Annotated in this window: 18 protein-coding genes; 8 read left to right on the forward strand and 10 right to left on the reverse strand. The window is 69.4% G+C overall.

Annotated features, from left to right (window positions below):
* Positions 1–492: 492 nt before the first annotated feature.
* The 4 genes from ppdK to AB0I23_RS12980 form a co-directional block, all read right to left on the reverse strand.
* Positions 493–3,231, reverse strand: a complete 2,739-nt coding sequence (gene ppdK, locus AB0I23_RS12965) for a pyruvate, phosphate dikinase (protein WP_359109270.1) — start codon at positions 3,229–3,231, stop codon at positions 493–495.
* Positions 3,232–3,775: 544 nt separating this feature from the next.
* The gene (gene dusB / locus AB0I23_RS12970; protein ID WP_266985894.1) at positions 3,776–4,924 is read right to left on the reverse strand and encodes a tRNA dihydrouridine synthase DusB; all 1,149 of its coding nucleotides are present in this window, start codon (positions 4,922–4,924) and stop codon (positions 3,776–3,778) included.
* A 221-nt stretch (positions 4,925–5,145) separates the two neighbouring features.
* Positions 5,146–5,376: a DUF6243 family protein gene (locus AB0I23_RS12975; protein WP_359109301.1), complete on the reverse strand. Its 231-nt coding sequence runs from the start codon at positions 5,374–5,376 to the stop codon at positions 5,146–5,148.
* Positions 5,377–5,522: 146 nt separating this feature from the next.
* Complete coding sequence (locus AB0I23_RS12980; protein ID WP_359109302.1) at positions 5,523–7,151, reverse strand: IS200/IS605 family accessory protein TnpB-related protein; 1,629 nt, start codon at positions 7,149–7,151, stop codon at positions 5,523–5,525.
* A 332-nt stretch (positions 7,152–7,483) separates the two neighbouring features.
* Between AB0I23_RS12980 and AB0I23_RS12985 the strand changes: the two genes are divergently transcribed.
* Complete coding sequence (locus AB0I23_RS12985) at positions 7,484–8,491, forward strand: aldo/keto reductase (RefSeq protein ID WP_359109271.1); 1,008 nt, start codon at positions 7,484–7,486, stop codon at positions 8,489–8,491.
* Positions 8,492–8,572: 81 nt separating this feature from the next.
* Entirely contained in the window at positions 8,573–9,157 is a 585-nt protein-coding gene (locus AB0I23_RS12990) for a TetR family transcriptional regulator (RefSeq protein ID WP_359109272.1), read from the forward strand.
* Between the two features lie 48 nt (positions 9,158–9,205).
* Here the strand turns inward: AB0I23_RS12990 and AB0I23_RS12995 are convergent, their stop codons facing one another.
* A complete protein-coding gene (locus AB0I23_RS12995; protein ID WP_359109273.1) occupies positions 9,206–9,409 on the reverse strand; it encodes a hypothetical protein in 204 nt (67 codons plus the stop codon).
* Between the two features lie 101 nt (positions 9,410–9,510).
* Complete coding sequence (locus tag AB0I23_RS13000) at positions 9,511–10,893, reverse strand: glycine--tRNA ligase (RefSeq protein WP_359109274.1); 1,383 nt, start codon at positions 10,891–10,893, stop codon at positions 9,511–9,513.
* Positions 10,894–11,102: 209 nt separating this feature from the next.
* On the opposite strand from AB0I23_RS13000, the gene AB0I23_RS13005 reads away from it, so the two are divergent.
* From AB0I23_RS13005 to AB0I23_RS13030, 6 genes are all read left to right on the forward strand, one after another.
* The gene (locus AB0I23_RS13005) at positions 11,103–12,056 is read left to right on the forward strand and encodes a metal ABC transporter substrate-binding protein (protein WP_359109275.1); all 954 of its coding nucleotides are present in this window, start codon (positions 11,103–11,105) and stop codon (positions 12,054–12,056) included.
* 38 nt (positions 12,057–12,094) lie between these two features.
* Complete coding sequence (locus AB0I23_RS13010) at positions 12,095–12,877, forward strand: metal ABC transporter ATP-binding protein (RefSeq protein WP_359109276.1); 783 nt, start codon at positions 12,095–12,097, stop codon at positions 12,875–12,877.
* Positions 12,878–12,879: 2 nt separating this feature from the next.
* On the forward strand, positions 12,880–13,788 hold the full coding sequence (locus tag AB0I23_RS13015) for a metal ABC transporter permease (protein ID WP_359109277.1): 909 nt from the start codon (positions 12,880–12,882) through the stop codon (positions 13,786–13,788).
* 65 nt (positions 13,789–13,853) lie between these two features.
* Positions 13,854–14,291 carry a Fur family transcriptional regulator gene (locus tag AB0I23_RS13020; RefSeq protein ID WP_359109278.1) on the forward strand — a complete coding sequence of 146 codons (438 nt, stop codon included), beginning with the start codon at positions 13,854–13,856 and terminating at the stop codon, positions 14,289–14,291.
* Between the two features lie 147 nt (positions 14,292–14,438).
* Positions 14,439–14,726 carry a TetR-like C-terminal domain-containing protein gene (locus tag AB0I23_RS13025; RefSeq protein ID WP_359109303.1) on the forward strand — a complete coding sequence of 96 codons (288 nt, stop codon included), beginning with the start codon at positions 14,439–14,441 and terminating at the stop codon, positions 14,724–14,726.
* A gap of 746 nt (positions 14,727–15,472) precedes the next feature.
* Positions 15,473–15,961 carry a phospholipase gene (locus AB0I23_RS13030; protein WP_359109279.1) on the forward strand — a complete coding sequence of 163 codons (489 nt, stop codon included), beginning with the start codon at positions 15,473–15,475 and terminating at the stop codon, positions 15,959–15,961.
* A 106-nt stretch (positions 15,962–16,067) separates the two neighbouring features.
* Here AB0I23_RS13030 and AB0I23_RS13035 read toward each other — a convergent pair whose 3' ends face one another.
* The 4 genes from AB0I23_RS13035 to AB0I23_RS13050 all read right to left on the reverse strand — a co-directional run bounded on the left by AB0I23_RS13035 (position 16,068) and on the right by AB0I23_RS13050 (position 19,709).
* Complete coding sequence (locus tag AB0I23_RS13035) at positions 16,068–16,922, reverse strand: isoprenyl transferase (RefSeq protein WP_359109280.1); 855 nt, start codon at positions 16,920–16,922, stop codon at positions 16,068–16,070.
* 52 nt (positions 16,923–16,974) lie between these two features.
* Positions 16,975–17,721: a DNA repair protein RecO gene (recO, locus tag AB0I23_RS13040; protein WP_359109281.1), complete on the reverse strand. Its 747-nt coding sequence runs from the start codon at positions 17,719–17,721 to the stop codon at positions 16,975–16,977.
* 81 nt (positions 17,722–17,802) lie between these two features.
* A complete protein-coding gene (locus tag AB0I23_RS13045; RefSeq protein ID WP_436846926.1) occupies positions 17,803–18,441 on the reverse strand; it encodes a response regulator in 639 nt (212 codons plus the stop codon).
* A 50-nt stretch (positions 18,442–18,491) separates the two neighbouring features.
* Positions 18,492–19,709: a sensor histidine kinase gene (locus tag AB0I23_RS13050; protein WP_359109283.1), complete on the reverse strand. Its 1,218-nt coding sequence runs from the start codon at positions 19,707–19,709 to the stop codon at positions 18,492–18,494.
* Between the last annotated feature and the right edge of the window lie 32 nt (positions 19,710–19,741).

A 19,741-nucleotide genomic window follows, 5' to 3' on the forward strand; every position in this document is an offset into this window, starting at 1 on the left:
TTGCATCCGCAATTCCCCAACTCAAGAGTATGCGAACCGTCACAGGACGTCACCACGGGGTTTCGGCCAGAGGTGAAATGCCTCGCCCCGCCCCACGGTCACCCGAAAGGGTGTACGGAGTCGGGTGCGAAACCTGAGCCGACCGAAAGAGCGAGTGAAGGCCGTGGGGGGTTTTGTTCGTTCGGCGGCGGTCGGTGAACGGTGCGACTCCGTGCCCGGCGGGAGTAAGCCGGGTGCGGCCCATGGATGGGGATCCATGGGCCGCACCCCGGTCCGTTCACCGCCTGCGTCTTTGCGTATTGAACGAAGCAATGGGGGCGGCAATCGGCGAAAGCGCTTACGCGCCCCTTTTGCCTCCGCCCGGGATCCGGACATGCCGAAACGGCGGCACCCTCGCACAGGGTGCCGCCGCTTCAGGATTGTCCGTTGCTGTCGTCGAGTCGTTGAGGGTCGAGATGAGCCGACGACTGCCCCGGTGTCCGGGGAATCAGGTCAGCGGCTGTCGCTGCCCCTCGCCTCTGCCGCGGCGCGGCCCGCCTCCAGGCGGGCGACCGGGATCCGGAACGGCGAGCAGGAGACGTAGTCGAGACCCACCTCGTGGAAGAAGTGCACCGACTCCGGGTCACCGCCGTGCTCGCCGCAGACACCGAGCTTCAGGTCCGGCCGGGTGGCCCGGCCGGCCGCGACCGCGCTGCGGACCAGGGAGCCGACGCCGTCCTTGTCGATCGTCTCGAACGGCGACACCCCGAAGATGCCCTTCTCCAGGTACGCGGTGAAGAACGAGGCCTCCACGTCGTCGCGGGAGAAGCCCCACACCGTCTGGGTCAGGTCGTTCGTGCCGAAGGAGAAGAACTCTGCGGCCTCGGCGATCTGACCAGCGGTCAGCGCGGCGCGCGGCAGCTCGATCATCGTGCCGATGGCCAGCTTCAGCTCGGTGCCGGTGGCCGCCTCGACCTCGGCGACGACCTGGTCGGCCTCCTCGCGGACGATCTCCAGCTCCTGGACCGTGCCGACGAGCGGAATCATGATCTCGGCGCGCGGGTCACCCTTGGCGTTCTTGCGGTGCGCGGCCGCCTCGGCGATCGCCCGCACCTGCATGGCGAACAGGCCGGGGATGACCAGGCCGAGCCGTACGCCGCGCAGACCGAGCATCGGGTTCTGCTCGTGCAGCTTGTGCACGGCCTGGAGCAGCCGCAGGTCGTTCTCGTTCGCGTCCTTGCGGGACTCGGCGAGCGCGACCCGTACCGACAGCTCGGTGATGTCGGGCAGGAACTCGTGCAGCGGCGGGTCGAGCAGCCGCACAGTGACGGGCAGCCCGTCCATCGACTCGAAGAGCTCGATGAAGTCGGCCTTCTGGAGCGGCAGCAGCGCGGCCAGCGCGGCCTCGCGCTCGTCGTCGGTGTCCGCGAGGATCAGCTTCTCGACCATCTCGCGGCGCTCGCCGAGGAACATGTGCTCGGTGCGGCACAGGCCGATGCCCTGGGCGCCGAAGCGCCGCGCCCGCAGCGCGTCCTCCGCGTTGTCCGCGTTGGCCCGCACCCGGAGCCGGCGCACCCGGTCCGCGTAGGCCATGATCCGGTGCACGGCGGCGACCAGCTCGTCGGCGTCGTCGGCGCCCGCGTGCATCCGGCCCTCGAAGTACTCGACGACCGGGGACGGTACGACCGGGACCTCACCGAGGTACACCTTGCCGGTGGAGCCGTCGACCGAGACGATGTCGCCCTCCTCGACGACGGTCCCGCCGACGGTCAGCCGGCGACGCTTGGTGTCGACCTCGATCTCCTCGGCGCCGCAGACACAGGTCTTGCCCATGCCGCGGGCGACGACGGCGGCATGCGAGGTCTTGCCGCCGCGCGAGGTCAGGATGCCCTCGGCGGCGATCATGCCGTCGAGGTCGTCGGGGTTGGTCTCACGGCGGATCAGGATGACCTTCTCACCCGACCGGGACCACTTGACCGCGGTGTACGAGTCGAAGACCGCCTTGCCGACCGCGGCGCCCGGCGACGCGGCGATGCCACGGCCGAGCAGCACCGTCTTCGCGTCCGCGTCGAAGCGCGGGAACATCAGCTGCGCCAGCTGTGCCCCGTTCACGCGCTGCAGCGCCTCCGCCTCGTCGATGAGTCCCTGGTCGACGAGCTGCGTCGCGATCCGGAACGCGGCACCGGCGGTGCGCTTGCCGACCCGGGTCTGGAGCATCCAGAGCTGGCCGCGCTCGATGGTGAACTCGATGTCGCACAGGTCCTTGTAGTGCGTTTCGAGGGTCTGCATGATCTGCATCAGCTGGTCGTACGACTTCTTGTCGATCGACTCCAGATCGGCGAGCGGCACGGTGTTGCGGATACCCGCGACGACGTCCTCGCCCTGCGCGTTCTGCAGGTAGTCGCCGTACACGCCCGCGTGACCGCTGGCCGGGTCGCGGGTGAAGGCGACGCCCGTACCGGAGTCGGGACCGAGGTTGCCGAAGACCATCGAACAGACGTTGACGGCCGTGCCGAGGTCACCGGGGATGCGCTCCTGGCGGCGGTAGAGCTTGGCACGGTCGGTGTTCCACGAGTCGAAGACGGCCTTTATGGCCAGGTCCATCTGCTCGCGCGGGTCCTGCGGGAAGTCACGTCCGGCGTCGCGCGTGACGATCTTCTTGAACTGCTTGACCAGCTTCTTCAGGTCGGCCGCGTCGAGATCCACGTCGACGGTGACGCCCTTGGCCTCCTTCGCGGCCTCCAGCGCCTCCTCGAAGAGATCGCCGTCGACCCCGAGGACGGTCTTGCCGAACATCTGGATCAGGCGGCGGTACGAGTCCCACGCGAACCGCTCGTCGCCGGCCTGGGCCGCGAGACCGACGACGGACTCGTCGGAGAGGCCGATGTTGAGAACCGTGTCCATCATGCCGGGCATCGAGAACTTCGCGCCGGAACGGACGGAGACCAGCAGCGGGTCGTCGGCCTGGCCGAGCTTCTTGCCCATCCGCTTCTCCAGGGCGGCGAGGTGCGCACTCACCTCGTCGCGGAGCGCCGTCGGCTCCTCGCCACTGTCGAGGTAGACCTTGCACGCCTCGGTGGTGATCGTGAAGCCCGGAGGGACGGGCAGCCCGAGGTTCGTCATCTCGGCGAGGTTGGCGCCCTTACCGCCGAGCAGGTCCTTCAGATCCTTGTTGCCCTCGGTGAAGTCATAAACGAACTTCTGACCCCGGAGCTCCGACGTGGATACGTGAGGATCTTTGTTTTCCGACACGGGTCTCGACTCCTAGGGGACTCGGGTGGCTGCCCTGACGGCGAGGAACATACCCAGATCGAAGGTTCCTGGGTACGTCCACTTGCGCGTCATGCGGCCTTAACCACTCGTCCGCCAGCAGATCGAAAGTTTCGTTCCAGACCCACGCATCGAGCTATTCATTAACTTCTTAAACACATCGCTACCCAAAGTTCCCGAGATCGCGATAATTGCACACAGCGTGTAGTGGATGCGTCAATCGATCAAAATAAAGCCGAGTGGCACCGAGTGCCACCATTTGAGAAGTGCAGTCCCCAAAAACCCGCTCATCCGAGCAAAGCATCCCTCAGGGGTGGCGAGAATCACGCCCCGACGGGCGCTCAGATGTCACCATCCGGACGCCCTCGAGGCCACGCACAGTCACACGCCGACCGCAAAAGGCGAAAGAAATGCGGACGGGGCACCCTCATCGCGCGCCGCGGCGCCCCACACCATCCAGTCCACCCTCGATTCACCCCGGATTTACGCTCAGATGAGCGGGAGTGAATCAAGGGCACCCGGTGCCTCAGCCGCCCGAGGTGTCGAGCTCGGCTTCCGCGCTCACGCCCGAGCAGTCGTAGGGGTCCTTCAGCCATCCGTCCGGCAGCACCACACGGTTGTTGCCGGAGGTACGCCCGCGCGGCCCGTCCGCCCCGTCCGGCCAGGCCTGATCCAGGTCGAGCTCGTGCAGCTGCGCACCCAGCTCGTCCAGTGACGAGGTGATCGCCAGCTTCTTGCGCATCTCCGAGCCGACCGAGAAGCCCTTGAGATACCAGGCCACATGCTTACGGAAGTCGATCACGCCACGGGTCTCGTCGCCGATCCACTCCCCCAGCAGCGTCGCGTGCCGCAGCATCACCGTCGCGACCTCCCGGAGCGTCGGCGCCTGCCTCGCCTCCGTACCCTCGAAGGCACTCACCAGGTCACCGAAGAGCCACGGGCGCCCCAGGCAGCCGCGGCCCACGACCACGCCGTCGCAGCCGGTCTCGCGCATCATCCGGCGGGCGTCGTCCGCACACCAGATGTCGCCGTTGCCGAGGACCGGGATCTCCGGGACGTGCTCCTTGAGGCGGGCGATCGCGTCCCAGTCGGCGGTGCCGCCGTAGTGCTGGGCGGCGGTCCTGCCGTGCAGGGCGACGGCCGTGACGCCCTCCTCCACCGCTATCCGGCCCGCGTCGAGGTAGGTGAGGTGGTCGTCGTTGATGCCCTTGCGCATCTTGATGGTGACCGGCAGGTCGCCCGCGTTGGACACGGCCTCGTTGAGGATCGCGCGCAGCAGCGGCCGCTTGAACGGGAGCGCGGAGCCGCCGCCCTTGCGGGTCACCTTGGGGACCGGGCAGCCGAAGTTCAGGTCGATGTGGTCGGCGAGGTTCTCGTCGACGATCATGCGGACGGCCTTGCCGACCGTGACCGGGTCCACTCCGTACAGCTGGATCGAGCGCGGGGTCTCGCTCGCGTCGAAGTGGATGAGCTGCATGGTCTTCTCGTTGCGCTCGACCAGCGCCCGCGTCGTGATCATCTCGCTGACGAACAGCCCCTTGCCGCCGGAGAACTCCCGGCACAGGGTGCGGAACGGGGCGTTGGTGATACCGGCCATGGGCGCGAGCACCACCGGCGGCTGCACCGTGTGCGGGCCGATCCGGAGCTGCGGGAGCGAAGGGGCGAGCGTGGTCATTGCTCCATTGTCGCGTACGACGGAAGCTGCTTCGGCGGGCGCCGGGGCGAGAAGCGGGGTTCGGCCGCCAGGGCCGACCACCTCGTGCCGCGCCCAGATCCCCCGGAACTCGCACGGTGGCGTGAGTCCGCGCACGGACGGGGCACGGGGACGGGAACGGGCGTGGGCCCGGATCACCAGGGGTGATCCGGGCCCACGGTCGTACGGGCGCCGAGAAGCCGTCAGCTCTGCTTCGCGGAGTCGCCCTCGTCGGTCGACGTCGCGGCATCGGCGGACGCCGGGGCCTGCTCGGACCCGGCGCGCTCGCGCATCTTGCGGAGCAGCTCCTGCTTCTGGTCGGCCGCCGTCCTGCGGTCGGCATCACGCGCGCGGCCCGCGCCCTGCTGATCGGCGCGGGACAGCTTCTTGCGCTGTCCGCCGACACCGAGAAGGTTGTTGCGGCTCTTGGCCACGGGGTTCTCCCATTCGTGGTGAGGCGTCATGAGACATGAGGTCGTGAGCGACCTGGAATCGATCCGGTGGGCGGCGGGCGGTCGGGCCCACCGCGCTCTCACCCGTAGATCTGGAAGAACGAAGACATGCCGGAACCGTACCGTTCCTAACCAGTGTGCGTAAGTGAGTCTTTGACCCACTGCTGCGTACTGGGCGCATCCCGAACGGTTTTGGATGCACTGGTCCCCCACTTTCGCTTCCCACTCGGCGGCACGCCTCCAGGGGCGTGGTCCGTTGTGGGTGGGCGGGTTCCCTCACGCCCCCGGTCACCTGACCTGGCCTGGACGGTCCGATGCCCCGCACGATCACTCCGGTCGTGTGGGGGCGGTGCCGTCCGTCGCCGGATCGGGTGTCCAAGGGCGCGTCGTCCGATCGCGATACCGGCGGCATCGTGACGTGACATGGTGCGGTGGGGGGTGGTCAGTGGTTTCTGCCAGTGCTGACCACCCCACATGCTGGTGTATGCGGGGTCGACCGCGACGATCGCGAGGCCCTGTTCGGCGGCCATGGAGACCAGCCGGGCCTTGAGCTTGCCGGTCGGGATGCCGGAGATGAGCTGCCGGAACCGCTTCTGGCGGCCGTGCTTCTCCCGGGTCTTCTCGGTGGTGAAGTCGAGGTCTTCGATACCGATTGCGGCGACACCGACACGCACTGCCCAGTTGATCAGGCGGGTCAGGGCGTGGCGGAGCTGTGCGTCGCGGTGGCCGGCGGTGCCGGACAGGTCGTAGGGGAAGCGGTGCGGCCCGCCGACGGGGTTGCCGTGCCGGTCGAGCCGGTAGGCGGCGAAGTGGTCGGCGTTGGTGTCGACGCCGATCATGCCCCGGGCGCGGGCGGTGGCGAGCGGGATGGTCTGGATGACGGGGCGTTGCCACGACGCGGTGAGGTACCAGCGTCCGCGGTCCACGTCGAGGTGGATGCGGTAGGCGGCGGCCCGGTTCGCGGTGATCCGGTCGGCCCACTCCGTGCCCCGGTGCGCGAACGCGATACGGGCGGTGAGGATGTACCGGCCATGCCTGGCGTTGGCCAGGTACGCGAGCGGGGCAGGCAGCTTGATCGACACTTCGCCGTCCGGGGTCACGCGGATCGTTTCGTTCCCGAACCGCTTCCCCGACTCACCATCGGCGGCAAGAAACCAGCGCGCCGCCTCCCACCGGGCACGCCACTGGTCCTCGGTGAGCTGAGCCTGGGTGAGGTGGTGGCGGGTGTTGAGGAGACGTTTGCCACCCCGTACCACCCGGACCCGTCCGACCTGCGAGTCGGCGACAGCAGCAGCGTGCCTCGCTTCGAGCATCGCGAGGCGGCGGGATTTATGGAACCACTCGTTCTTCGACTGGTAGCCGCCCTCCGCGCGCTTCGTTCCGGGCTCACCGATCGGAAGGGACAGACGGTGCCGCAACGTCTTGATCCCGGCTGCCAGCTTCTGGATGTACGCCGCCTGGCAACGGCGCGCGAGCGCCCACTGATCGTGCGTGGCCTTGGTGATCGCACCCGCGATCCGCGACGACGACAGTGGCGTCAGCTCCCGCTTACGCGCCGCCCAGATGTCCGCACCCTGCTCCAGACCATCGGCACAGCGAACCTTGAGATCACGGGAAACAAGCGCACCCTGGTGCTCACCGACCGCACGCAGCACCACCACGTCCTGGGACGTGAGGTGCTTGAGACGGTCCCGGATCGCCACCCCGCAAGGCCCAGGCACCACGAAGGACACGGCCAACTCCCGCAAACCACCCACCACATCCCCCTCAAGTGTGGACACCTGTCACCCAGGCCAACGAGCAACAGCCGACAAGGTCACCCATTCGGCCCCAGAACCCCCATTCCCGTCCCACAAACCCCAGCAGGACTCACTCCCGCACGCCACCACTCGCTTCAGCTCAGTAAACCGACACCAGCTCACAACCCCGGCCGCACCGGGCGCAGCACCCGGTTTTCGGCCCGTCCGAGTGAACCACAGAGGGAATGACAAATAATGCCATCTGCCATTCCCTATGCCATGGTAGTCCCAGACCATCCCTCTCTTCTCCTCCACGCATGCTTCCTCCTCTTCCATCACGGGAGTCCCTCATGACCGCCACCCGCACGCTCGGCTCCACCGGCCCGCAGGTCTCCGCTCTGGGCCTCGGCTGCATGGGCATGTCCGCGCTGTACGGCGAGTGCGACCGCGCCGAGTCGATCGCCACCGTCCACGCCGCGCTCGATGCGGGCATCACCTTGCTGGACACCGGCGATTTCTACGGCATGGGTCACAACGAACTGCTGATCAACGAGGCGCTGCGCACCGCCCCCGCCGCCGCCCGCGAACAGGCGCTGACCAGCGTGAAGTTCGGCGCGCTGCGCACGGTCGAGGGCGCCTTCACGGGGTACGACGGCCGGCCTGCCGCCGTGAAGAACTTCGCCGCGTACTCGCTCCAGCGGCTCGGCACCGACCACATCGACATCTACCGGATCGCCCGTGTCGATCCCGATGTCCCGATCGAGGAGACCATCGGCGCCATCGCCGAGCTGGTCGAAGCCGGCCATGTCCGCCACATCGGCCTGTCCGAGGTCGGCGCGGACACGATCCGGCGGGCGGCAACCGTGGCCCCGATCTCCGATCTGCAGATCGAGTACTCGCTGATCTCCCGATCCATCGAGGACGCGATCCTTCCGGTCTGCCGCGAGCTGGACATCGGCGTCACGGCGTACGGGGTGCTGTCGCGCGGCCTGATCAGCGGGCACTTCAGCCGTGACCGCGCGCTGGCTCCGGGCGACTTCCGCGCCATGAGCCCCCGCTTCCAGGGCGGGAACCTCCAGCACAACCTCGACCTGGTCGACGCCCTGCGCAAGATCGCCGAGCAGAAGGGTGTCTCGGTCGCCCAGATCGCCATCGCCTGGGTGCTCGGCCGGGGCACGGACATCGTGCCGCTTGTCGGCGCCCGCCGCCGCGACCGGCTCACCGAGGCCCTCGGCGCCCTGGATGTCACGCTGGACGCCGCCGACCTCGCCGCGATCGAGGAGGCCGTCCCGGCAGGCGCGGCCGCCGGTTCGCGCTACCCGGAGAACCAGATGGCCCACCTCGACAGCGAGCACTGATCTCCGGGTACGGTCGTCGGGGTGCGGCCCCCGCGGGGCAGCTCCTCGAACGGTGTCCTCCGAAAGGCAGCACAGAACACCATGACGCCAGCCGATCCGCTGACCCCCGAGCGCATCCTCGAAGCCACCGAGGACGTGCTGCGCCGCTACGGACCCGCCAAGGCGACGGTGGTCGACGTGGCCCGCGCGCTCGGCGTCAGCCACGGCACCGTCTACCGCCACTTCCGTACGAAGGCGGCGCTGCGCGAGGCAGTGACCGGCCGCTGGCTGACCCGGACCGAGGTGGCTCTCACCGAGATCGTCAGCGCTTCGACGGAACCCGCGCCGGCGAAGCTGCGGCACTGGCTGGCGGCGCTGTTCGAGTCCAAGCGTCACAAGGCAGGTGACGACCCCGAGCTGTTCGCGACCTACATCGTGCTGGTCGGGGAGAGCACGGTCGTCGAGGCGCACATCCACGAACTGGTCGGCCAGCTGCGGGAGATCATCGAGGAGGGCGTGCGCAGCGGGCAGTTCGCGGTGGACGATCCTGCGGTCGCCGCGCGGGCGGTCTTCGACGCGACGGCGCGCTTCCACGACCCGGCGTACGCCGCCGAGTGGCAGAACCCCGCCATCGGCGCGGAGTTCACCGCCGTGTCGGACCTGCTGCTGCGCGGCCTGCGCGCCTGACAGCCCTGCGCACGGAGCGGGTCACGCGGGGCGGCCGGAGAGCAGCCGTCAGGCCGTCGGATCGATCGTCGCCTGGTGGGCCCGGGCCAGGTGTTCCTCGGCCTTGAGCCAGGGCAGGAACTGCACGCCCTTGCGCCAGTCGCACGTGTCGCAGCTCAGTTGCCGCTGTATCCCCGACTTCCTTACATGGACGACATGTTCACGGCCGTGCTGATCCCATCGGCTGACCTTGCTCGCGGTCATGGACGGCATCCGAGCCTCCTGTTGACGCGTGGTCGCGTGGTGCCCAGTGTGCAACGAGGCCCCCGGTTCCGTACGAGGAACCGGGGGCTTCGCGGTGGAACCGTGATGCGTCAGCAGCCGAGCAGACGGGCGCCGAGGTACGCCTGGATCTGGTCCAGCGAGACACGCTCCTGCTTCATGGTGTCGCGCTCGCGCACCGTGACCGCGTTGTCGTCGAGGGTGTCGAAGTCGACGGTGACGCAGAACGGCGTACCGATCTCGTCCTGGCGGCGGTAACGGCGGCCGATGGCGCCCGCGTCGTCGAACTCGATGTTCCAGTTCTTCCGCAGGTCGGCCGCGAGGCCCTTGGCCTTCGGCGACAGCTGCGGGTTGCGGGAGAGCGGCAGCACCGCGACCTTGACCGGCGCGAGGCGCGGGTCGAGGCGCATCACGGTGCGCTTCTCCATGACGCCCTTGGCGTTGGGCGCCTCGTCCTCGATGTAGGCGTCGAGGAGGAAGGCCAGCATGGCGCGGCCGACACCGGCTGCGGGCTCGATGACGTACGGGGTCCAGCGCTCGCCGGCCTCCTGGTCGAAGTACACCAGGTCCGTGCCCGAGGCCTTGGAGTGCGCCTTCAGGTCGTAGTCCGTGCGGTTGGCGACGCCCTCCAGCTCACCCCACTCGCTGCCGCCGAAGCGGAAGCGGTACTCGATGTCGGCGGTGCGCTTGGAGTAGTGGGAGAGCTTCTCCTTCGGGTGCTCGAACCAGCGCATGTTCTCCTCGCGCATGCCGAGGTCCGTGTACCAGTTCCAGCGCTGGTCCATCCAGTACTGCTGCCACTCCTCGTCCTCGCCCGGCTTGACGAAGAACTCCATCTCCATCTGCTCGAACTCGCGGGTCCGGAAGATGAAGTTGCCCGGAGTGATCTCGTTCCGGAAGGACTTGCCCATCTGCGCGATGCCGAACGGCGGCTTCTTGCGCGAGGTCTGCAGGACCTGGCCGAAGTTGGTGAAGATGCCCTGCGCGGTCTCGGGACGCAGGTAGGCGATCGAACCGGAGTCCTGGGTCGGGCCGAGGTGCGTGGAGAGCAGACCCGAGAACTGCTTGGGCTCGGTGAAGGTGCCCTTGTTGCCGCAGTTCGGGCAGTTGAGGTCGGCGAGCCCGTTGACCGGCGGCTTGCCGTGCTTCTCCTCGTACGCCTCCTCCAGGTGGTCGGCGCGGTAGCGCTTGTGACAGGAGGTGCACTCGGTCAGCGGGTCGGTGAACGTCGCGACGTGGCCGGAGGCGACCCACGCTTCGGGGGCCAGGATGACCGACGAGTCGAGACCGACCACGTCCTCGCGCGAAGTGACCATGTAGCGCCACCACTGGCGCTTGAGGTTCTCCTTCATCTCCACGCCCAGTGGCCCGTAGTCCCAGGCGGCCTTCTGGCCACCGTAGATCTCACTGCAGGGGTAAACGAAGCCACGGCGCTTGCTCAGGCTGACGATGGAGTCGATCTTGTCGGCGGCCACGGTGCTCTCTTCATTACGACGACGAAATTGGACAGGGGTGGCGCGAAGCGCCTCGGTGGGGGGGTGGTGGTCGGGAGACGGGCGGGCGAATGCTTCAGATTACCGGCGGGCACGCCCTCCGGATCAAATCGGTGCGCGGACAGCTCGCCCAATGGGACTCTCATCAAGCTTGTTGACAATCGTTTCCAGTTTTGTTGAAAATGACTGTCATGAACGTACGCCGCCTCATACCCACCGCCGCCGTCGCCGGAGCAGTCGCCCTCGGGCTCACGGCCCTCTCCGCCTGCTCCACGTCGGACGCCGCCGACCGCAAGCCCGGCGACAAGCTGAATGTGGTGGCGTCGTTCTATCCCATGCAGTTCCTTGCCGAGGAGATCGGCGGGACCCACGTCTCGGTCACCACGCTGACCAAGCCGGGCGTCGAGCCGCATGACCTGGAGCTCAGTCCGCGGCAGATCGGCAGACTCGGCGACGCGGACTACATCCTCTACCTCAAGGGTATCCAGCCCGCCGTCGACGACGCGATCAAGCTGTCCGCGTCGACCCACAACGTCGACGCGGCGAAGCTGACCACGCTGGAGGACCACGGCACCGAGACCGGCGGCGACGAGCACGGCCACGCGCACGAGGGCGAGGGCGCCGGGGCCGACCCGCACATCTGGCTGGACCCGGTGAAGTACGCCGAGGTCGCCAAGGGCGTCGGCGCGTCCCTGGAGAAGACCGACCCCGGCCACGCCGCGGACTACCGCAAGAACACGGACACCCTGGTCAAGAAGCTCGACGCGCTGAACACGGCGTACGAGACGGGCCTGAGGAACACCGCCACCAAGACATTCATCACCACCCACTCCGCCTTCGGCTACCTCGCCGAGCGCTACGGCCTGGTCCAGGAGGGCATCGCCGGCATCGACCCCGAGGCCGAGCCCAGCCCCGCCCGGATCCAGGAGATCCACACCATCGCGGAGAAGAACAAGGCCACCACGGTCTTCTTCGAGACCCTCGCCAGCGACAGGACCGCGAAGACCGTCGCGGCGGACACCGGCCTGAGGACCGACGTCCTCGACCCGCTCGAGGGAATCACGGACAAGTCCAAGGGTGATAACTACATCGAGGTCATGCAGTCCAACCTCGCCGCCCTCCAGAAGGCGCTCGGCGCGAAGTGACCCTCACAACACCCGCCACAGCAGCATCGGAGGCGCACATGCCCGAGCCCGGGAGCACCCAGCCAGACCCCGTGATAGCCCTGCGCGGGGCCACCGCGACCCTCGGCGCGCGGCCCGTGCTGCGTGGCATCGACCTCACCGTGAATCGTGGCGAAGTCGCCGCCCTGCTCGGCGCCAACGGCTCCGGCAAGTCCACCGCCGTCCGGTCCGTCATCGGCCAGGTCCCGCTCACCGGCGGCTCGGTCGAGCTGTTCGGCACGCCCCTTCGCCGCTTCCGCAGCTGGGCACGGATCGGCTACGTACCGCAGCGCACCACGGCGGCCGGCGGCGTTCCCGCCACCATCCGCGAGGTCGTCTCCGCCGGACGGCTGTCCCGTACGAAGCTGGGGCTGCTCCGCAGGGCGGACCGGGCCGCCGTCGACCGCGCCATCGCGCTCGTCGGCCTCGCCGACCGGGCCGGGGACTCGGTGAGCGCGCTCTCCGGCGGTCAGCACCAGCGGGTACTGATCGCGCGGGCGCTCGCCGCCGAGCCGGAGCTGCTGATCATGGACGAGCCCATGGCCGGCGTCGACCTGGCCAGCCAGGAGGTCCTCGCCGAGACGCTGCGCGAGCAGGTCGCGGCCGGCACCACCGTGCTGCTCGTCCTGCACGAGCTGGGCCCGCTGGAACCCCTCATCGACCGCGCGATCGTCCTCCGCGACGGCTGTGTGATGCATGACGGGCCGCCCCCGAAGGCCGTGGGCCAGCACGCGCTGCCCGGCCACGACCATGTACACCCCCATGCGGCTTCCGAGCCCGTCCGGACGGGACTGCTGACCTGATCATGGAATTTCTCCAGCCCCCCTTCATGCAGCGGGCCCTGCTCGCCGCCGTACTGGTCGGCGTCATCGCCCCCGCCGTCGGCATCTACCTCGTGCAGCGCCGCCAGGCCCTGATGGGCGACGGCATCGGTCACATCGCGATGACCGGTGTCGGTCTCGGCTTCCTGCTCTCCACCAGCCCGGTCTGGATGGCCACAGCCGTCGCCGTCGCCGGCTCGATCGTCATGGAACTGGTCCGCTGGTACGGACGCACGCGCGGCGACATCGCGCTGGCCATGCTCTTCTACGGCGGCATGGCCGGCGGTGTGCTGCTGATCAATCTCTCCGACACCGGCTCCAACGCCAACCTCACCTCGTATCTCTTCGGCTCCCTCTCCACGGTCTCGTCCGAGGACATCACCGCGATCTGCCTGCTCGCCGCCTTCGTGCTGCTGGTGACACTGGGGCTGCGGCGACAGCTTTTCGCGGTCAGTCAGGACGAGGAGTTCGCGCGGGTCACCGGCCTGCCGGTGCGCGCACTCAATCTGCTGATCGCGGTCACGGCGGCGGTGACCGTCACCGTGGCCATGCGCGTCGTCGGTCTGCTGCTGGTCAGCGCGCTGATGGTGGTCCCGGTCGCCGCGGCGCAGCAGATCTCGAAGTCCTTCAAGGTGACGTTCGTGCTGTCCGTCGTCATCGGTACGGCGGTGACCCTGACCGGCACCGTGACCTCCTACTACCAGGACGTACCCCCCGGCGCGACCATCGTGCTGCTGGCCATCGGCGTCTTCGTCGTACTGACCCTGCTCGCCACGCCGCTGGCCAGGAGGCGCGCCCGCAGCAGCGAAGCGGCTCCGGCGGAGTGCACCCTGGAAGGGGAGACTCCGGAAGTACCGGCTGCCCGCCCGGCCACGAACGGCGTCCGGGTCTGACCCCGGCGCCCGGGCGGGCTGGCACAATGGCCCGACACATGTACGGGCGACGCGAGGAGGCACCTGTGGTGACGGCGCCGATCAGTGGAACGAACGCAGCCCCGGTACGCGGCCGGTCGACCCGGCAGCGGGCCGCGGTGGCGGCGGCGCTCGACGAGGTGGACGAGTTCCGCAGCGCCCAGGAGCTGCACGACGTACTCAAGCACCGCGGTGACTCGGTCGGACTGACCACCGTCTACCGCACCCTGCAGTCCCTCGCCGACGCGGGCGAGGTGGACGTCCTGCGCACGACGGACGGCGAGTCCGTCTACCGGCGCTGCTCGACCGGCGAGCACCACCACCATCTGGTGTGCCGGGTCTGCGGCAAGGCGGTCGAGGTCGAGGGTCCCGCGGTGGAGCAGTGGGCGGAGACGATCGCTTCGCAGCACGGCTATGTGAACGTGGCCCACACGGTGGAGATCTTCGGGACGTGCGCCGAGTGCGCGGCGCTGCCGGAGAGCTGAGCGGGATAGCGGTACGCGGTACGGGCGGGCGGTGCTCGGAGGAGCGCCGCCCGCCCGTACGTTGTGGTGGTGGCCGCCGGTGGGTCAGACGGTGCGGAACACCAGCATGACGTTGTGGCCGAGACCGCGCTCGCGGACGCCGGGACGGTGGATCCGCTGCGAAGCAGGAAGGCGGTCTGCCGGGCGATCCGGGACCGGGCGCTCGCCCGTCCGCACGAGTACGCCCTGAGCTACGGCTCGCCCGTCCCCGGGTACGACGCCCGCCGGACACCGTCGGCCCCGCCTCGCGCCTCGCTCTCGCCCTGGTCGGCGTCGTGGAGGCGGCCGACGCGGCGGGGGCGCTCGCCTCGTTCCCCGGGAGCGGGCGGCAGGACGAGGGGGCCTGCGCCGACGCCCGGCGGCTCTCACAGGACCGCGGCCGCGCGATTCCGCTGACTGCCGCGGTCCGGCTGGTCGCCGTCTGGGCGCGGCCCTTCGGGCTGATCAGCTTCGAGGTGTTCGGGCGGTTCGACCGGATCATCGACGCCGTGACGACGTGTTCGACCGGGCGGTGCTCGATCTGGCACACCAGGCCGGCCTGCGCCCCACCGGCACCGGATCGGCCGCCGAATCCGCCGCCGGCCGGTAGCCGTACAGGCCCCGCGCAGCCCCGGCCGGTGGACCCGGCCGCCCCGGCCCGCTCGGCGGTGCGGAGCCTGCGGTCGGGCGACCGCCCGAGATCGCCGTGGGCGCCACGCCCGTACGAACCGGCCTCCGGGCGGAAGCGCGGGGCGACGTCCGGTTCTGATGGCGTCCGGTTCCGGTGGCGCCCCGCCGCGACGCTGACGCGCGGTCAGTTCCGGTCCGGATCATGTCCGGACCGTCGCCGGCACGGGCCGGACCTTCGGGGGCGCGGCCCCTACCGGCCCGCCGGCGCGCGGACCGCGCCTCGCGAGGCGTCGGGGCTCCCGCCCATGAGGGGGAACAGACCAGTCAACTAGGGACGGACCACGTCAACTGCCCGCCCTGTATTGAGAGTTCGGTGTGAAAGGGGTTTGCCACGGCCGGGATGTGCGGAACTATTCCCACGGCGGTCATCGCGCGTAGACCCGTGCGACAGCCGTGTCTTTGACGCTGTGGACGCTCCCTGCCACCTCGGTACGGAGTGTCTTCCCCCATACTCGTCCGGAGGTTGTTCCGCCATGCGCAGACGTCTGACCCTTCCGCTCGTCTCAGCCGTGCTCGCCGTCGCCGCGTCCCTGATGATGGCCACTCCCGCCGCTGCGGCACCGGCCGACAAGCCGCAGGTCCTGAGCAGTTGGACCCAGGAGTCCGTGACGAGCTACAACGCGTGGCTCTCGGCACGGAACAACCAGGGCGCCTGGTCGGCCTACGGCTTCGACTGGTCCACGGACTACTGCTCGTCCTCGCCCGACAACCCGTTCGGCTTCCCGTTCTCGACCGCGTGCGCGCGCCATGACTTCGGCTACCGCAACTACAAGGCCATGGGTACGTTCAGCGCCAACAAGTCCCGCCTGGACTCTGCCTTCTACGCGGATCTGAAGCGAGTCTGCGCGAAATACTCCGGCGCGACGAAGGCGGCCTGCGACTCGACGGCGTGGACGTACTACCAGGCGGTCAGCATCTTCGGCGTGAGCCCGATGGTGGACGGCACGCGGTCCGTCGCCTGAGACCTTCGTCCGCACAACCGTGTGATGACGGTGGAAGACCCCGTCGGCGTACGGAGCGAGCGGACCGAGGCACCCGGGGTGCCTCGGTCCGCTCGTTCCCCCGGGGTCAGACAGCCGTGTCGGGCCCGGCGTCCTTGCCCCGCATGGCGCGGAGTTCCTCGTTGGAGATCGCGCCCCCGAAGCGCCGGTCGCGCTGGGCGTACTCCAGGCAGGCCCGCCACAGGTCACGGCGGTCGAAGTCCGGCCACAACACGTCCTGGAAGACCATCTCGGCGTACGCGCTCTGCCAGATCAGGTAGTTGGAGGTGCGCTGCTCGCCGCTGGGGCGGACGAAGAGGTCCACGTCCGGCATGTCCGGGTAGTAGGTGTACTTCGCGAAGGTCTTCTCGTTGACCTTCGCAGGGTCCAGCTTTCCGGCCGCGACGTCCTCCGCGATGCGCTGCGCGGCGTCGGCGATCTCGGCCCGGCCGCCGTAGTTGACGCAGAAGTACAGCGTCATCCTGTCGTTGTCCTCGGTCTGCTCCTGGGCGACCTGGAGCTCCTGGACGACGGACTTCCACAGCTTCGGCATCCGGCCCACCCAGCGGATGCGGATGCCCAGTTCGTCCATCTCGTCGCGGCGGCGGCGGATGACGTCCCGGTTGAAGTTCATCAGGAACTTCACTTCCTCCGGGGAGCGCTTCCAGTTCTCGGTGGAGAACGCGTACAGCGAGAGGTTCTTGACGCCCATCTCGATGCAGCCCTTGAGGACGTCCATGACGACGCCCTCGCCGACCTTGTGGCCCTCGGTGCGCGGGAGACCCCGCTCCTTGGCCCAGCGGCCGTTCCCGTCCATCACGACGGCGACGTGCTTGGGCACCAGCTCGCCGGGGATCTTCGGGGGCGTGGCGCCCGAGGGGTGCGGCTCGGGGGTCTTGTATGTGCGCCGGTTACGGCCACCGAGCATCCCGCGTACTGCCATGAGCTGTCTCGTCTCCCTGTGCCTGTTGTGCCTGTGCCGTGCTGTGCCTGTGTTACTTCTCTACGTATCGCAGGGAGCGCAGTCCGCGCTCCAGATGCCAGTGCAGATAGGCGGACACCAGCCCGCTCCCCTCCCTGACATGCCGCGCCTCGCACGCGTCCGCCGTCTCCCAGTCACCGGTGAGCAGCGCGCTCAGCAGGGCGACGGCCTCAGCTGAGGGTACGACGCTGCCGGGCACCCGGCAGTCGCCGCATATGACACCGCCCGCCGCGACGGAGAAGAACCGGTTCGGACCGGGCATTCCGCACCTCGCGCAGTCCTCGAAGCTGGGTGCGTAGCCGTTGACCGCGAGGGACCGCAGCAGGAAGGCGTCGAGGATCAGGTTCGGGGCGTGCTCGCCGCGGGCGAGGGTGCGGAGCCCTCCGACGAGCAGCAGGTACTGCTGGACCGCGGGCTCGCCCTCGTGGTCGGTGAAGCGCTCGGCGGTCTCCAGCATCGCGGTGCCCGCGGTGTACCGGGCGTAGTCGGTGACGATGCCGCCCCCGTACGGTGCGATCGTCTCGCCCTGGGTGCACAGAGGCAGTCCGCGGCCGATCAGCTCGCTGCCCCGGGCGAAGAACTGCACGTCCACATGGGAGAACGGTTCGAGGCGAGCGCCGAACTTGGACTTCGTACGCCGCACCCCGCGTGCGACGGCCCGCACCCGGCCGTGGCCGCGGGTCAGGATCGTGATGATCCGGTCGGCCTCGCCCAGTTTCTGCGTGCGCAGCACCACGCCGTCATCCCGGAACAAGCTCATGCGTCCATTGTCCTGTACGCAGCCACCGGAGCGTGCCCGCCTCCGAAGACCGCCCCCCGGCTGTCCCGGGGGCTCCCCGGTTCAGCTTCCGTCGGCCGCGCCGCCGGCCGGCACCGCGAGCCCCGACTCGTACGCCACGATGACCAGCTGCGCCCGGTCCCGGGCGCCCAGCTTGCCCATGATCCGGCTGACGTGGGTCTTGGCGGTGAGCGGGCTGAGACCCAGGGTCTCTGCGATCTCGGTGTTGTTGAGTCCGCGCGCGACCAGGCCGAGCACCTGCCGTTCCCGGTCCGAGAGGCAGTCCGGGCCGCCCGGAGCGCCCGGAGCGTCCCGGAACGGCAGCTCGGGCCGGCGCAGCACGCGGGAGATCAGCCGGGCGGTCGGGCCGGGCGAGAGCAGGGCCTCGCCCGCCGACACCGTTCTGATCCCGGCGAGGAGTTCGGCGGGCCGGGTGTCCTTGACCAGGAAGCCCGAGGCGCCCGCGCGCAGCGCCTCGACGACATGCTCGTCGGTGTCGTACGTGGTCAGCACGAGCACCTTCACCCCGGCGAGCTCCCCGTCGGCGGCGATCAGCCGGGTCGCCTCGATGCCGTCGAGTTCCGGCATGCGGATGTCCATGACGACGATGTCGGGCCGGTGCGTGCGGGCCAGGCCGACCGCTTCGAGGCCTGTGCCCGCCTGTGCCACGACCTCCATGTCGGACGCCGACTCGACGAGCATCGCGAACGCCACCCGGACAAGGGTCTGGTCGTCGGCGAGCAGTACACGGATCACGGCGCGGTCTCCCCCTCGTGGCAGGGCAGCACCGCCGCGACCTCGAAGCCTCCGGCCGGGCCCGGCCCGACCGTCAGCGTGCCGCCGGTGCTGCGTGCGCGTTCGCGCATCCCGACTATGCCGAACCCCGGTGCCGAGCCGTTCCCCCGGGGTCCTGCGCCGTCGTCGGTGACCTTGACGCTCAGTGCCCCGCGGCCGTCCGGTTCGACGGCCACCGTGATCCGTACCTCCGGCCCGGCATGGCGCAGCGCGTTGGTCAGCGACTCCTGCACGATCCGGTACGCGGCCGCGCCGGTCGCCGGGGCCACCCTGCTGCCCGGTGTGCGGACGGCCAGGTCGACCTGGGCCCCGGCGGCCTCCGCGGCCCGTACGAGACCGGGCAGCGCCGCCAGGTCCGGCAGCGGTCCGTCCGCCTCGTGCCCGTCGCCGCGCAGCACCTGCAGGGTGGTGCGCAGCTCGGCGCGCGCCTCCCGGCAGGTGTCGGCGATGTCCTCCAGCGACCGGGCGACCGCCTGCCGGTCGAGCCGGTCCGGGTCGACGGTCAGGATGTGCGAGGCCACCGAGGTCTGGACGCCGATCAGCGTGATGCTGTGGGCCAGCAGGTCGTGCAGGTCGCGGGCGATCCGCAGCCGCTCCTCGGCGACCCGGCGCCGGGCTTCCTCCTCGCGGGTCCGTTCGGCGCGTTCGGCGCGCTCCAGCACGGAGGCGACGTACTGGCGGTAGATGCGCACATCGACGCCGCAGAACAGCACGGCGATGATCCACCCGGAGATCCGCAGCAGCTGCATGCCTTCATGGGTGTTGATGGTGAGCACCACCGTCACCATGACGGAGAGCACACCGATCCCGGTCATCAGGGTGCGCAGCGGCCGTCCGGTCACCGCCACCGTGTAGAGGGCTATCCAGGTCTGCGGCATCGGTGCCGAGTGCGCGTTGTCGAGCGCGTGGTACGGCACCAGGACCGGGATCATGGCGAGCAGGGCGAGCAGGGGATTGCGCCGCCGCCACACGATCGGTACGGCGCTCGCGATCAGCAGCACCCAGCCGAGCGCGTCGGGTGTCCGCGCCTGGTCGGTGGTGAGGGTGAGGACGACGGAGAGCGCACCGGCGCCCCCCGCGACGAGGGCGTCGGTGCGCGTCTTGTGCGGTGCCTGCAGGGGGTCGCGGTTGACGACCGCCAGGATGCGTTCGCGCCGGCGCGTGGATCGGGACACGCCGCCATCCTCCGGTACGCGCACGGGCACCG

Origin of the sequence: Streptomyces atratus (assembly GCF_040655115.1) — a bacterium.
Lineage (GTDB): Bacteria > Actinomycetota > Actinomycetes > Streptomycetales > Streptomycetaceae > Streptomyces > Streptomyces atratus_D.